At 33.2% G+C, this 15,365-nt stretch carries 14 protein-coding genes and 1 tRNA gene; 3 read left to right on the top strand and 12 right to left on the bottom strand.

The features are described from left to right. Positions 1-12 precede the first annotated feature (12 nt). Positions 13-528, top strand: coding sequence for a DinB family protein (locus E0H99_RS16020; protein WP_131997935.1), 516 nt, complete (start codon positions 13-15; stop codon positions 526-528). Between the two features lies 1 nt (position 529). Here E0H99_RS16020 and E0H99_RS16015 read toward each other — a convergent pair whose 3' ends face one another. The 6 genes from E0H99_RS16015 to aroB all read right to left on the bottom strand — a co-directional run bounded on the left by E0H99_RS16015 (position 530) and on the right by aroB (position 7,460). Beyond that, positions 530-1,006, bottom strand: a complete 477-nt coding sequence (locus E0H99_RS16015) for a DNA-deoxyinosine glycosylase (RefSeq protein ID WP_131997932.1) — start codon at positions 1,004-1,006, stop codon at positions 530-532. 8 nt (positions 1,007-1,014) lie between these two features. Continuing rightward, the gene (gene recQ / locus E0H99_RS16010) at positions 1,015-3,129 is read right to left on the bottom strand and encodes a DNA helicase RecQ (protein WP_131997929.1); all 2,115 of its coding nucleotides are present in this window, start codon (positions 3,127-3,129) and stop codon (positions 1,015-1,017) included. 88 nt (positions 3,130-3,217) lie between these two features. After that, positions 3,218-3,628, bottom strand: a complete 411-nt coding sequence (locus E0H99_RS16005) for a DNA primase (RefSeq protein WP_131997926.1) — start codon at positions 3,626-3,628, stop codon at positions 3,218-3,220. A gap of 8 nt (positions 3,629-3,636) precedes the next feature. Next, positions 3,637-4,608, bottom strand: a complete 972-nt coding sequence (locus tag E0H99_RS16000) for a deoxyhypusine synthase family protein (protein ID WP_073208830.1) — start codon at positions 4,606-4,608, stop codon at positions 3,637-3,639. 93 nt (positions 4,609-4,701) lie between these two features. Then, a complete protein-coding gene (locus tag E0H99_RS15995; RefSeq protein WP_131997923.1) occupies positions 4,702-6,105 on the bottom strand; it encodes an arginine decarboxylase in 1,404 nt (467 codons plus the stop codon). 287 nt (positions 6,106-6,392) lie between these two features. Beyond that, complete coding sequence (aroB, locus tag E0H99_RS15990; RefSeq protein ID WP_131997920.1) at positions 6,393-7,460, bottom strand: 3-dehydroquinate synthase; 1,068 nt, start codon at positions 7,458-7,460, stop codon at positions 6,393-6,395. A 93-nt stretch (positions 7,461-7,553) separates the two neighbouring features. Between aroB and E0H99_RS15985 the strand changes: the two genes are divergently transcribed. Continuing rightward, entirely contained in the window at positions 7,554-8,723 is a 1,170-nt protein-coding gene (locus E0H99_RS15985) for a proline dehydrogenase family protein (protein WP_131997917.1), read from the top strand. A 104-nt stretch (positions 8,724-8,827) separates the two neighbouring features. Here the strand turns inward: E0H99_RS15985 and E0H99_RS15980 are convergent, their stop codons facing one another. Next, a complete protein-coding gene (locus tag E0H99_RS15980) occupies positions 8,828-10,615 on the bottom strand; it encodes an ABC transporter ATP-binding protein (RefSeq protein WP_131997914.1) in 1,788 nt (595 codons plus the stop codon). Between the two features lie 210 nt (positions 10,616-10,825). Here E0H99_RS15980 and E0H99_RS15975 point away from each other — a divergent pair. Beyond that, positions 10,826-10,903 (top strand) — tRNA-Val (locus E0H99_RS15975). On the opposite strand, the gene E0H99_RS15970 is transcribed toward E0H99_RS15975, so the two are convergent. The 5 genes from E0H99_RS15970 to E0H99_RS15950 form a co-directional block, all read right to left on the bottom strand. Beyond that, positions 10,860-12,416 (bottom strand): recombinase family protein, encoded by a 1,557-nt coding sequence (locus E0H99_RS15970; RefSeq protein ID WP_131998004.1) that lies wholly within the window; start codon positions 12,414-12,416, stop codon positions 10,860-10,862. The genes E0H99_RS15975 and E0H99_RS15970 overlap by 44 nt on opposite strands. Continuing rightward, complete coding sequence (locus tag E0H99_RS15965) at positions 12,304-12,582, bottom strand: hypothetical protein (RefSeq protein ID WP_131997911.1); 279 nt, start codon at positions 12,580-12,582, stop codon at positions 12,304-12,306. The genes E0H99_RS15970 and E0H99_RS15965 overlap by 113 nt, the downstream gene beginning before the upstream one ends. A 130-nt stretch (positions 12,583-12,712) precedes the next feature. Continuing rightward, on the bottom strand, positions 12,713-13,069 hold the full coding sequence (locus E0H99_RS15960; RefSeq protein ID WP_131997909.1) for a hypothetical protein: 357 nt from the start codon (positions 13,067-13,069) through the stop codon (positions 12,713-12,715). A 45-nt stretch (positions 13,070-13,114) separates the two neighbouring features. Next, positions 13,115-14,728: a hypothetical protein gene (locus E0H99_RS15955; protein ID WP_131997906.1), complete on the bottom strand. Its 1,614-nt coding sequence runs from the start codon at positions 14,726-14,728 to the stop codon at positions 13,115-13,117. After that, positions 14,725-15,357, bottom strand: a complete 633-nt coding sequence (locus E0H99_RS15950) for a hypothetical protein (protein ID WP_131997903.1) — start codon at positions 15,355-15,357, stop codon at positions 14,725-14,727. Before E0H99_RS15950 ends, E0H99_RS15955 begins: the two co-directional genes overlap by 4 nt. Between the last annotated feature and the right edge of the window lie 8 nt (positions 15,358-15,365).

The following is a 15,365-nucleotide window of genomic DNA, read 5'->3' as shown; positions in this document are numbered from 1 at the left end:
AAACCAATAAAAATGAATTCAAACCAATTACCCGTAAACGAATATGCAGGTCATTTTTCGACCTACATTCAAGCAGCAGCAAATGTTGAATTGATTGAAGAATTAGAAATTTGTTTGCACGATTTCATCAAATTTGTTCAAAATATTCCGATGGATAAATTTGGTTTTCGTTATGCAGAAGGAAAGTGGACAATTAAAGATATTACTCAACATTTAATTGATGCGGAACGTATTTTTGCTTATCGTTCTTTACGAATTTCCAGAAATGATAAAACACCATTACCCGGTTTTGAAGAAAATGATTATGTAGAAAACACGAATGCAAACGAAAGAAGTATTCAAGATTTGTTGACAGAATTTTCTGCAGTAAGACAATCTACTATATTACTTTATAAAAGCTTCTCAGATGAACAACTAAAAAGAATTGGGGTTGCTTCTAATAAAGAAATTTCAGTTCGTGCATTAGGTTTTGTGACAATTGGTCATCAAAAACACCATCAAAAAGTTTTTCAAGAAAGGTATTTATAGATTATTTGAAACAAGTTGACCAGATTTTCAATTTGTTTTCAAAAGACATTGTATTAGCAGGGCTAGTAGAAGGCATCACATAATACGTGATGCCTTCTATTTGGCCAAATTTTTTTAGAAAGTATTTATGACTTTCTTTTCCGTTAAAAATGATTGTAGTGATTCCGTTAAATTCTTTGAACAACTTTTCAAAATCATTTTCCTTTTGATTTTTGATATGAATATCCAGACTTCCTTTTCTTTCGCAATTTTCTAAAACATCCCAAAGTCCAATTTTATTCGCTTGTAGTAATTGTATTTTTTCTTCGAAAATTTCAGAGATTGGTAAATTATCCAACAGTGTGTACATTATTTTCCAAAAATGATTTCTTTGGTGCGCATAATATTCTTGTTTCTCCAGTGAAGCGATGCCTGGCATAGTTCCTAAAATCAAAATTTCGGTTTGATAATTCACAAAAGGTGGAAAGGATTGTATCATATTAAGATTTAAAGTACTGCGTTTTCTTTTTCGAGTATGGCTAATGCTAACCGAATTTTTCCATAATCTATTTTTTCTTCAAAATAATCAAAATAGGGTTTCAAGACATTTGGTGATTCCAGTTTTATTTGCGCTTCGGCAATTTGTAAAACTTCTTCTTTTGAGATAAACGGATTCAAATTTATGTCAGCTCCGTCAACATATAGTTTGGCTAAGTGAGATATGATGGTGCTTAATCCTAATTTTCTTTTTTGAGCGATTTCCTCGACTGACAATCCATTTTTATATAATTCTAATGTTTCTTTATAGGTAGTGGCTTCTTTCTTTTTTCTAACAACTTTAGATTTTTGAAAATCAATGATAGCTTTTATAAAGGCATTTCCATATTTTTCCAGTTTTGCTTTCCCAACGCCATCAATCGTTAATAATTCCTGGTCACTCATAGGTCTTTCGGTTTCCATTTGGCGTAAAGCCGCATCGCTAAAAATTACATAAGCAGGAACTTCTTCTTCTTCTTTGGAGATTTCATAACGTAATTTTCGTAACGTTTCAAAAAGTGAATTTGCAACCGATTTGCTTTTCGTTTCTTTGACTTCTTGTTTGTCAATATTGATTTTTTGAACCGTCGTTAATTGTACTTTTTCGCCTTCAAATAAAACTTTTTTGGCAAAGGCTGTTAATCTGATTTTGTTTTGTTGATGAAAAGCGATTTCACAATAGCCTAAATTGATGAGTTGGATTAAATATTGATTCCAATCAAACCATGAAAGGCCAGCGCCAACTCCATACGTTTTCAAGTTTTGGTATTCTTTCTCATAAATATAAGCATTTTTAGAACCGCGTAAAAAGTCAATGATTACCGGTAGTGGTTCCGTTTCCTGCAAACGAATAATTGCCGATAATGCTTTTTGAGCAATTGTAGTTCCATCGAAAAATAAAGGTGGATTTTTGCAAATATCACAATTCCCGCAATTCTCTGTAACCAATTCTCCAAAATAGGAAAGCAATATTTTTCTGCGACAACTCAATGCATCTGCATATTGCTTCATTCTTTCGAGTTTGGCCAGTTGCACTTCGGCATTCAAACCTTGAGAAGCAAATTTTTGCAATTGAATCATATCGCCGTAGCTTTCGAATAATACTGTTTCTGATGGCAAGCCATCTCGTCCGGCACGACCAATTTCCTGATAATATCCTTCAATATTTTTAGGTAAATTATAATGAATTACCCAACGAACATTTGATTTGTCAATTCCCATTCCAAAAGCAATGGTTGCACAAACCACTTGGCAGTCATCATTGATAAATTCGTCTTGAGTTTTGGAACGAATTTTATTGTCTAAACCGGCATGATACGCTTTTGCATTAATGCCTGTTTTTTGTAGTTTTTCAGCAAGTTCCTCCGTCGTTTTTCTGCTTAGGCAGTATACAATTCCAGATTCATTTGGCTTTTCTTGGATAAAATCTATAATTTGTTTTACTCTGTCTAAAGCGGGACGCACCTCTAAACTCAAGTTTTTTCTGTCAAAAGAAGCGACGAAAATTTTAGGATTTATTAGATTTAATTGCTGGCTAATATCTTTACGTGTAGCTTTATCGGCTGTAGCAGTTAAAGCTAAGATTGGAGTAGAAGGGAAGCGGTTTTTCAGATATCCTAAGTTTGTGTAAGCTGGTCGGAAATCATGTCCCCAAGCCGAAATGCAATGCGCCTCGTCAATAGCGATAAGACTTATAATTAAACTATTAAAAAGGTTGTCCAGAAAAGACAAGCTTTCCGGAGCGATGTAGACTAACTTAATTACGTTAGATTTTAAACGCTCCATATAAAATTGCCGTTCATCTTCGGTTTGACTGCTATTTATAAAACAGGCTTCGATTCCATTGGCTTTTAAACTGTCGACCTGATCTTTCATCAAAGCGATAAGTGGTGAAATTACGATTGTAATTCCTGGGAAAATTAATGCGGGTAACTGAAAGCAGATTGATTTTCCACCTCCTGTTGGCATAATTGCCAGAGTATCTTGTCCAGAAAGAATACAATTTATAATGTCTTCTTGGTTGGGTCTGAATTTTTCAAAACCAAAGTTTTCCTTTAGTTTGGCGTGTAAAATTTGATTTGTCATTTTGGCGTATATTTTGAATCCTAAAGTAATAAAAAAAGGAACTCGTTTGGTGAGTTCCTTTTTCTAATTTATTTAAAAATGGGATTACTTAATCCTCATCATCTTCGTCATCATTTTCATCCGAAAAATCTTTTTCGTCTGAATCTTCATCATCTTCATCATCTCCTGAATCTGAATCCGGTTTATCGATAGCGTCATCATCGTCGTCGTCATCTTCAATATCGTCGTCTAAATCAAGACCTTTAATTGGTTCAACAACATCGTCAATGATTATTTCGTCATCTTCATCATAATTTTCAATTCTATCAGCAAGTTTAGTACTCACTTTTACTAAATAAATAGTGTCTTCAGTTCGTACTTCAACTGCTTCAACCAATTCATTTTTAGCGTTTCTAAAACTAATAATGTTTGAATCATCATAACCATCTGGAAATTTATCCACCAATAGGTTTAAAATTTCATTGGTAAGTTTTGCGTAATCAACAATTACTCTTTTCATAAAATATTCTATAAATCTAATAAATAAGCGAAAATTAAAGGTGCTACAATGGTAGCATCGGACTCAATAATAAACTTAGGTGTTTTAATGTCTAATTTACCCCAAGTAATTTTTTCATTTGGCACCGCTCCAGAATATGAACCATAACTGGTTGTTGAATCTGAAATCTGACAGAAATAACTCCAAAACGGAATGTCATGCATTTCCATATCTTGGTACAACATTGGTACCACACATATTGGAAAATCTCCAGCAATACCACCACCAATTTGAAAAAAACCTACACCGTTTGTACTGTTTTTTGGATACCAATCTGACAAGAAAACCATATATTCGATACCGGATTTCATTGTAGAAGCTTTCAAATCTCCTTTAATTACATACGATGCAAATATATTTCCCATGGTACTGTCTTCCCATCCCGGTACAATAATAGGTAAATTTTTCTCAGCAGCTGCATACATCCAACTGTCTTTTAAGTCAATTTCATAATATTCTTCAAGAACACCTGAAAGTAACATTTTGTACATAAATTCATGCGGAAAATATCTTTCGCCTTTGTCATCAGCATCTTTCCAGATTTTGTAAATATGCTTTTGCAAACGACGGAATGCTTCGTGCTCTGGAATACAAGTATCTGTAACCCGGTTTAAGCCTCTTTCCAGTAAATCCCATTCGTCTTGAGGTGTCAAATCACGGTAATTAGGTACTCTTTCATAATGAGAATGAGCTACTAAATTCATGATATCTTCTTCAAGATTTGCACCGGTACAAGAAATAATATGAACTTTGTCCTGACGAATTATTTCGGAAAAAATCTTTCCAATCTCTGCTGTACTCATAGCTCCAGCCATGCTCACCATCATTTTTGCACCATTGGCTAATTGTTGTTCGTAAGCCTTAGCTGCGTCAACTAAAGATGCAGAATTAAAATGCAAATAATGCTTTTCAATAAACTGACTGATTGGTCCTTTGCTCATTTTTTAAAATTTAAATACTTAAAAATCATCACGTTAAGAATAGTATCTCAAATTTAACGAATTTTTAAATTGACTAATTGAATTATTGTGAATTTATTTTTTCTTATCATAACCTAATATTTTCAAGACGTCTTCAGAGGTTTGTTGTTCTGAGAAAACCTCAGTTGCCAAAATTCCATTTTCATCACGATCAATTAAAATATGTTTGGGTTGAGGAATCAGACAGTGATGTAAGCCACCGTAACCACCTATAGTTTCCTGATAGGCTCCAGTATTAAAAAATCCAATATATAATGGTTTTTCTTTATTATACTTTGGCAAATAGATGGCATTCATGTTTTGTTCTGAATTGTAATAATCATCACTGTCACAGGTCATTCCGCCCAATAAAACCCTTTCATAAGTCTCATTCCAACGGTTGACTGCCAGCATGATAAAACGTTTGTTTATAGCCCAAGTATCCGGTAAAGTAGTGATGAAAGAAGAGTCAATCATGTTCCACTTTTCTCTGTCATTTTGTTGTTTTTGATACAATATCTGGTAAATAGCTCCGCCGCTTTCACCTACAGTATACGAACCAAATTCAGTAAAAATATTTGGAACATCAACTTCAGCTTCATCACAAGCTATTTTTATCTGATTGATGATTTCGTCAATCATATATTGATAATCATATTCAAATGCCAATGAGTTTTTTATTGGAAAACCACCACCAATATTTAATCCGTCAAGAGTAGGGCATTCTTTTTTCAATGCCACGTAAACCTTGATACATTTTACTAATTCATTCCAGTAATAGGCATTGTCATTGATACCTGTATTGATAAAAAAGTGCAACATTTTCAGTTCCAGTTTCTTATTTTCTTTGATTTCTTTTTTGTAAAACGGAACAATGTTTTTGTATCCGATTCCCAATCTTGAAGTATAAAACTCAAATTTAGGTTCTTCTTCCGCAGCGATTCTAATTCCTATCTTGAATTTACTCTTTATCTGACCTTGAAGTAGATCAAGTTCTTCGTAATTGTCAATAATTGGAATCGTATTTTTATGACCCGTATTAATAAGCCGCGCTATGTTGTCAATATATTGGTCTCTTTTGAAACCATTACAAATTACATACGTGCTTTTATTGATTTTACCGTTTGCCAATAAGTTTTCAACAATATTAATGTCAAAAGCAGATGACGTTTCAATGTGGATGTTATTCTTAAAAGCCTCATTCATTATATATTCAAAATGAGAACTTTTAGTACAATAGCAATAGTAATATTTTGCCTCATACTTATTTTTCTCCATTGATTTACGAAACCAGCTTTTGGCTTTGTTGATGTTGTTGGAAATTTGAGGTAAATAAGTGAATTTTAAAGGCGTACCATATTTCTCTACTAGTTTCATCAAATCAATATTGTGAAACTGAAGATTATCTTTGTTTAAAGTAAATTCTTCTTGTGGAAAGTAATAGGTTTGATTGATTAAATCAGAATATTTTGTATTCATTATGTTTTAGAATTATAGATTAGAATAGTGTACAATAACTTAATCTAAAATTCAAACTCTGATATTTGCATAAACGATCTGAAGCTTCTCGTTTTCTGCTTTCATGTACTGGAAAATATCAAAACTAAAGTTTCCTTTAATAGAATAAAACCTCTTCAATATTCTTAAAAAAGACATATTGTTTCGGGTTTTATTAGAACTATAATTTCGCTTGTTTTGACTTTTTTTCATCGATGCAAATGTAAAAAATATTATATACGCAATGCAATCCTTTTTATAAAAAATAATTAAGATTTATAATCCTGAAACGCTTCAAGAATTAATTCATTTTCAACAGATTGATTGATTTTTATTTTCCCGATACCTTCTATTAAAGCAAATTGTATGTTTCCATACTCATTTTTTTTGTCGTGTATCAGTAATTCCAGGATAGGTTCGATGTCATTTTTCTCAAAAATAATGGTGTCATATATAGATTTTACGCATGATTTTATCTGAGAATATTCTTCTGGACTGATTAAATTTTTATGCAATGAAATGTAACTTTCCAATATCATCCCAACGGCAATCGCTTCTCCGTGTAACAAAGTGGTTTTATTTTCATTTTCCAGAAAATAACTTTCAATGGCATGGCCCAGAGTGTGACCAAAATTCAATGATTTTCGAATGTTTTTTTCAGTAGGATCTTGTATTACAATTTCATTTTTTATTTCGACAGAACGGTAAATAAATGCATCAAAATCAGCAAAATCTATGGATTTCAAATCCAAGAATTGCTCCCAATATACCTTATCATATATTAAACCGTGTTTCAGCATTTCTGCAAGACCGGAACGCATTTCATTTTGTGGTACTGTTTCAAGATATTGGGTATCGATAAGCACCATTATTGGCACGTTTATAACGCCAATTTGGTTTTTTAAATTCCCTAAATCAACCCCGTTTTTTCCACCTACAGATGCATCAACCATCGATAGGAGCGTGGTAGGAATGTGAATAAAATCAACTCCACGTTTGAATGTTGAAGCAACAAACCCACCTAAATCAGTAACAACACCGCCACCCAGATTAATTACAACACTTTTTCTGTCAGCACCAAGTTCCGTTAATACATTCCAAATTTGGACGCAAGTCTCAATATTTTTATTTTCTTCACCCGCGTCAAATTCAATGATTTCAATAGTAAGATCAGTTTCTAAAAAAGGGAGGAATTTTGGTATGCAAAATTCATTAGTATTACTGTCTACAATAATAAAAAGTTTTGAATACTTATTTTCTGTCAAATGAAGGTTTAACGCTTCATATCCTTTTTCGTTGAAATGAATCGGATAACTGTTGGCTTGAATTGATTGCATCTGTATGGATTAATTGGAACCGCAAAATAAGGCAATTTTTGCTAAATAATATTCAAAAACTCTGTCTATATTTGTACAAAAATTTAACAAATAATGGAAAAAATATTCAATAATACTCAAGTTGCCTTTTCATTAAAAAGTGATACTGAACTTGATAGAGCTTATTTTCTTTTCAAAATGATTGATAATCAACCTCTAGTTCGAATCGGAACTGCGGTTACTAATTTTGCCCTTAAAGCGAATCTTCCTGTTGAAGGTCTGATCCGAGCTACTGTTTTTGACCATTTTTGTGGTGGAGTAAATGAAGTGGACTGCCTTTCTGTGGTTGATAAAATGTATACCAAAGGGGTTTCATCTGTTTTGGATTATTCTGTAGAAGGAAAAGAGGAAGAAGAACAGTTTGATGCTGCGCTTGAAATGACCTTAAAAACCATTGAATTTGCCAAAGAACGTCAAGCGATTCCTTTTGCTGTTTTTAAACCAACCGGTTTTGGTCGTTTTGAATTGTATGAGAAATTGGGAGAAAAACAAACGTTAACTTCTGAAGAACAAGCTGAATGGAATAGAGTAGTGGCCCGTTTTGATTTGGTTTGTAAAGATGCTCATTCTAAAAATGTTGCCTTGCTGATTGATGGTGAAGAAAGTTGGATGCAAGATGCAGCGGATGATTTAGTTACCGAAATGATGCGTAAATACAATAAAGAGAAAGCTATTGTTTTCAATACGTTGCAAATGTATCGTTGGGATCGTTTGGATTATCTGAAAAAATTACACGAACAAGCCAAAAAAGAGGAATTCTTCATTGGAATGAAATTGGTTCGTGGTGCATACATGGAAAAAGAAATTGCACGTGCAGAAGAAAAAGGATATCCATCGCCAATATGCGCTTCAAAAGAAGCAACGGATGAAAATTATGACGTCGCAGTTCGCTATATGATTGAGCATTTAGATGCGATGTCTATTTTTGCAGGAACCCACAATGAGTTAAGCACGTATACTCTAATGGAATTGATGCAGGAAAAAGGAATTAAAACGAATGATGATAGAATTTGGTTTGGTCAATTGTACGGAATGAGTGATAATATCAGCTACAATCTAGCCGCTCATGGATACAATGTTTCTAAATATTTGCCGTTTGGTCCGGTAAAAGATGTGATGCCGTACTTGATTCGTCGTGCGGAAGAAAACACTTCTGTTGCGGGACAAACCAGTCGTGAATTATCGATGATTAAAGCAGAAAGAAATAGAAGAAAAGGGAAATAGAAATCAGTGTTCAGTTTATAGAATTCAGTTACATTAAATCCATAAAAAAAAAACTCCATTCAGCTTATAGAATGGAGTTTTTTTATGTCAAAAAATAATGAAATTTAAGAATTGCTAAACTGCAGATTACTTAAATTTTTATAGATACCATTTTCTAAGGCTATCAATTCTTTATGCGTTCCTTGTTCTGTAATTTTTCCTTTATCCAAAACCAAAATTTGATCTGCACTGCGAATTGTCGAAAGACGGTGCGCAATTATAATACTGGTTCTTCCTTGCATTAAAATCTCTAAGGCTTCTTGAACTAGTTTTTCACTTTCGCTGTCTAATGATGATGTGGCCTCATCCAGAATCAAAACACTTGGGTTTTTCAATAAAGCTCTGGCAATAGCAATACGTTGTCTTTGTCCTCCGGAAAGTTTAATTCCTCTTTCTCCAACAATCGTTTCAAATTTTTCAGGGAAACTTTCGACAAAATTATAAGCATTAGCTTGTTTTGCAGCGGTAACAATTTCTTCTTCGGTAGCATTTGGTTTTCCATAAGCAATATTTTCTCTTATGGTTCCTCCAAATAAGATTACATCTTGCGGTACAATACTCATGCTTCCACGAAGGTTTTCTAAATCAAAATCATAAATATTTTTTCCATCAATCAATATTTCTCCTTCATCAATAGTATAAAAACGCAATAATAGAGATGCAATAGTCGATTTTCCGGTTCCACTTGGACCTACAATGGCAATTTTTTGACCAAAATTGGCAGTAAAACTGACGTCTTTCAATACTTTAATTTCTTTTCGGGAATGATAGCTGAATGCTACATTTTTGAACGTAACATTGCCTTTTATTTTCTGGGTTTCAGCAATATTTTGAACTGAATTAATTTTTTCAGGAGTTTCATCCAATAATTCAAAAACTCTTTCTGTTGCGCCAATCGCTTTTTGGATTTGGGCATAAAGCTCTGCAATTCCTCCAAAAGAAGCTCCAACGAAAGTGGAATACAGTACAAACGAAATCAATTGTCCCACGCTCATTTCGCCACTAATGCTCAATCGAACACCAAACCAAACTACGGCAACTATGGCGCCAAAGAGACAGAATATGATAAATGAAGCAAAGTAACCTCGATATTTTCCACCTTTAATGGCAATTTTAACGACTTCCTTTATTTTTCCGTTATAACGGGCAATTTCGTACCATTCATTGGCAAAAGCCTTAACAATACTGATACCTTGCATGGTTTCTTCAACAATAACCTGACTTTCGGCTACTTTATCTTGAACGTTTTTTGAATATTTTCGAATAAATCGTCCAAAAATTACAGCTGCCACAGCGACAAGAGGAACTACGGACAGCATTAATAACGTTAATTTGATACTTTCATTTGCCAATAAAAGAACGCCTCCAATGATTAAAATAAATTGTCTTAAGAATTCGGCAATTGTAGAAGTTAAAGTGTCTTGTATTTGAGTTATATCAGAACTGATTCGGCTGTTTAATTCCCCAACACGCTTTTGCGAGAAGAAAGACATGGGTAGTTTTACCAAATTACTATACAAAGCCAATCTAAGATTAGCCAAGGTGTTTTCAGTGAAATTGACAAATAAATACAATCTGAAAAATGAAAAAATAGATTGAAGAAATAAGATTACAATTAGTCCTCCTGCAATCATATTGGCCTGAGAGTTATCTTTGTTTTTCACACAATCGATAAGCATTCCCATTAATTTTGGAAAAGCTAAAGCGGTCGCTCCAGTAAATAATAAAAAAATTAAACCTACATAAAATTTCCAACGGTGATTTCCCGCATATTGAAAGATTAGAGTCGCTTTATTGAGTGAACTTGCAGTAATTTTTGATTTTGGTAAATCGTTTTCTTTGAACCTGGCCATTATCTATTGTTTATGTCGCAAATGTAAGACTATAACGAATCAATACAAAAAATAGTAACCTTTCATGACTAACATAAAGTGCTATTATAGAGCTTAAAAGTAAATAAGGTCAATATTTTATTATTTTTTTTTACTGTTTTACTTGCAGATACGATTTCTAACTGTATATTTGCACTCGCAATAAGGAAATGAAAATGACTGCATTGTTTAGGGCGATTAGCTCAGCTGGTTCAGAGCACCTCGTTTACACCGAGGGGGTCGGGGGTTCGAACCCCTCATCGCCCACCATAAGAGACAAGTTAGAAATATTCTGATTTGTCTCTTTTTTATTTGAGTCTAACTGCTCATTAATCAGGTACATTAGCTGTACCGCTTCATTGATTCTTGTGGTTCGAAATCCAATTCCATCATATATCAAATTCTCAGGATATATTGAACCAATCAAATCTCTGCATGCCACAAATTCAGAATCATCGTAGATAGAATGAATCCTAAGCAAATTTTCAATTCCCTGATTAAGTAATTTTTCAATATCATCTTGATCAGTATCGATTCCTGAGTATCTTGCTTGAAGCCTTGCTAATGTCTCTCCATAATCAGATTTTATATCTCTGTAGTCTGCTGAGTCAATTTGATTTGTCATTAGTAAATCTCGGGCCTTACTTAATCTACCTTCATAATCCTTTATTTGCTTTAATAGCTGAGCCTTTTCATTTTGTCTTTCCTTTGTTTGTTCTTTATAAGCTTCTAGAATTATGATACTATAAACTTTTTTATATTGTCGTTTTGGAGCATATTTTAAAAGTTCCTTTATAAACATTTGATTTATATCATCCGCATTTGAGCGATAGGTACAACCTTTATAACAATGGTAATATGCGTAATATTTATTGCGTCCTTTTGATTTGCTTCCAGACAACACTTTTCCACAAACTGGACATATTAAAAACCCTCTTAAAGGTAGTTCTAAGATAGTTTCAACTTTTGCACGAATTACTTTCTTTCTTCCGTCCACTACATCTTGAACTTTATAAAACAATTCCTCGCTGATAATTGCTTCATGCTGTCCATTGGCAAAATAGCTCTCTTCATCCTTATACTGAGGAACTTTTATTTTTCCGCAGTACAAAGGATTTCTAACTGCAAGCCAAAAGCTGTGCTTTCCTGTTTTTATGCCTTTTTTCCTTGCCAGTCGATGAATATCCTCAGTACTGAAAATACCTTTTGCAATTTCATTAAATGCCCAACGCATGATAGATGCCTCAGGCTCTTTAATTGCAATATATTTACTGCCGTCTTCTTTTGATCTGTTTGCATATCCTATTGGAGCTTGACTGACATATCTTCCTTCTTTCTTTGCTCTACGCATACCATGAAAAACATTTAACGCCCTTCTATCATTTTCTACCTCTGGAACAGCCAAATAAAAGGCAAGCATCATTTTGTTTTCAGGAACAGATAAATCTAAAGGCTGTTCTATGGCTTGTGGCTCAACTCCAAGTTTTCTTAAGGTGCTAATCATTTGATAAGCGTCTCCTGCATTTCTACTGAATCGATCCCATTTGGTAAATAAAAGTAAATCCGTTTTATTTTTAAATCTTTTTAAGTTAACCAATAACAATTTCCACTTTGGTCTTAGAAATGTTTTGGCAGAATGATCTTCATAAATAACATCCCGTACTGCAATGTTATTTATCTGGCAGTATTTTTTTAGCACTTCTTCTTGATTTCTTTGTGAATATCCTTTGTCGGCTTGCTCGTCCGTACTCACTCTCACATAAAGGTCTGCTATTTGTTTCATTTTGTTGATTTAAAAAATTAGATACTGTTATACTCGCTAGTTTGCGCATAAATTCCAAGATTATCCTTGCTTGGTCAAGTGTCAGGTCTAAATTTTCTTCTTTGAACATTTTTAAAGCTTGTTCATCTGTAAGTCTCCCTCTTTCATTTTTTTCATTGTTTTCCATTTGTCATCTCACTTCATTAAAAAAAGACCATTACTGGTCTTTTTTGTTCAACAATCATCTATCGCTATAAAGATAAGATCTTGATTCGTAATGATCATAAGTAAAATATATCTATGATGACTAGGGATTTTTATTCTTTTATAATATTTTCATCTTCATTTCTAGAATCTGCAGGAAACAATATTCTTATTTCATTTAGCAGCTCAAATTCATCACTTGGGAATAGTTGCAAAGCAATCCCCAGTATTAAACCTACATCAATTGACTGATTTTTTATCGTAATAGGAACTTCAGCTCCATCTTGATCCAGAGCCACGATACATAATTTCAGTAGATTTCTAATAATCGAAGCGAGTTCATAATAATCATACACTCTTATTTTTAAGTTATAAATCCCGCTTTTATCTTCAACTGGCTTCAAAGTGTTGAGACAATTGGAAGTTAATCTTTTAATAGCCTTTAGCTTTTCAATTTCATCTTTTTCCATGATCTTAATTTTTTAAATCGGTTAATTTTATTGAATAACAATGTATCAGTCTTGCTCAAAGGGCAATAGTAATCCGTCTTCAATAACCAAATTGTGAAGTTCAGACATCAATTTCTCAACAATAACGTTCATTTGATCAACCTCCTTTTTGTTGAGCTCTGACAACTTATGATGAAGCATCCTATGTCTATCCAAATAAGGAAAGAAATCAGTCCAGAACTGCTCTATTAAATAATTGTATTTTCTTAGATCGGGATCTGCATAGATGCATAATTGCCATAATGTTTGATTTGACAAATAATTAGGCAGGTAGTAAGTCTTAATAAAAATATATGTTCTACAAAAGGACATAAAAAACAATGTGAAAAGGGAATCTAAACCTTGGTAGGTTTCTTTTGTATCATTAACTATTATGAAAAATTGCAAGGCAATGTCTTTGGTCGGCTTATAATAAAAATGTAAATCAGCATGATAAGGATTGTGAGGCACCTCCCAATGAAATTCAGCAAGGTATTCGTTGGATGAATATGTCAAGTATTTGCCTTGCATAATTTTGGAAAAGAAACTTTGAAACTGATACAGATTAGTTTGTATCCAGTAACGGCTGTGGCTTAACAAAACGAAATCATATTTTTCTCCTATTTTGCTTTTTAGGGATTGAGTGATTAATTTTAATTTTTCATTGCCAGCACCCATAGCTATAAGCATCAGATAATAAGTCGTTTTTTCATGGTCAGTAATTTGATGATATAAGTAGATCTGTTCGACTTCTACCGAATTCAATATGGTTTCTATGCCAACGCTGAGAATTACATCTTCAGGTTTGTCATCAATTTGACATACAACATCGTGTCTTTCAAATAATCCTTTTTTTATCAATTTCTTTAATTCGTCAAAGCGTTTTTCGATAAGATGATAGAGACTTTGTTCAGTAATTCCAACTGCTTCATACATTTCTTCTTTATAAATTTCCTCACCATCGGTGGTTGCTTCTTTTACTTTTACAAACAAATCAGTAAGATAAAATTTGTTTTGGCTGTGTCTTACAAAGTATTTTTGAATATCAGGAATGTATTCAATCAGATTATTGATTCTTTCATCTAAAGGTAGCGAAGCAGATTTATTTCCCAAATACAGGTCTTCTAAATATTCAAGATCATATTCAATCAATCTTGCATAAGATGTAAAAACACTGTTTGAAGAACCTTCTGAAATGAGATGGATTTGAGACTTATGAAGATCGTGATCGTGATGAAAATGGTCTTGAAACAGATTAAACCTCTTCTTGTATTTCTTCCAATCCCTTGTAATGATCAGCGGATTTTCCAACTCTTTATTTTGGTAGATAATAGATGAAGGCTGGCAGTAAAATTCAATAAACGGATGTCCTAAAGAAAATCTATGATGCAGCCTTTCAGAGTAAATGAAATAGACATCGATCTGATAGCGATTTCTAACTTTTTTTACCCATTTGTTCTGCTGTAGCTCTTGTGCATCTATATTTTTTTCGATGTGGATAATAAGATATGAAAACACGAAAGAGGGCTGTCTGGTAAAAAACATCTGAATGATACTATGTTGATTAACCAACTGTCTCAGGATATTTTCTAAAAACTCATTTTCGAGTTTTGGAAATGAAAGTTTTTTTGAAGTTTTCATAATGTCGTGTTTTTGAGATTTTGATCAGGATTATTGAAATAAGTGTAAACTGATTCTAAAAATAGACGGACTAGTGCAAACCAAACCATCAGGTCAATGTGTTCCTGCAATTCAGGATCGCTTTCCATATCTATTGCATTTTTTAAATCAAAATCTAAGTATTGAATTCTCTGCTGAAACTTTTCGTAATAGTCTTCTCCAACCACAGATACGATGATAATGAGCAGTTCTTTTATGAACTGGGAAGAAGTAATCGAATTTAAGATATACCTTAGACTATCAAATCTATTATCATCTGGATTTGAATTTTCTTTTAATTCATAACAAAAATATGTCAGTAATTGCAGGCACGAAAGCAGTTCCGCCGTCTTGACGTCCTGCTTCTTTGTATCAGTGATCTCAAGACTACCTGAAAGCAATTGTTCCAAGTCGTATTCCTGCAAGAGGTCGGGATATCTGTCCAGCAATAAATCCAGTTTGGGATTTTTTAATTTGTCAAGAAGTCCGGAAATTCCTCTTTCAAGATTTAGCTTTTCTGAATCTTGCAGTAGCATACTCAGTGCTGTCTTTGCCTGTCCAACGGATTTTACAAGCCTTTTTTCTTTCTTAAAGTTTTTATCATTTTTCATATCAAAAA

It is taken from the genome of Flavobacterium sp. GT3P67 (assembly GCF_004349155.1).
Classification (GTDB): Bacteria; Bacteroidota; Bacteroidia; order Flavobacteriales; family Flavobacteriaceae; genus Flavobacterium; species Flavobacterium ranwuense.
The sequence above is the reverse complement of the archived record's forward strand: the minus strand, read 5'-3'. Positions and strand labels throughout refer to the sequence as shown.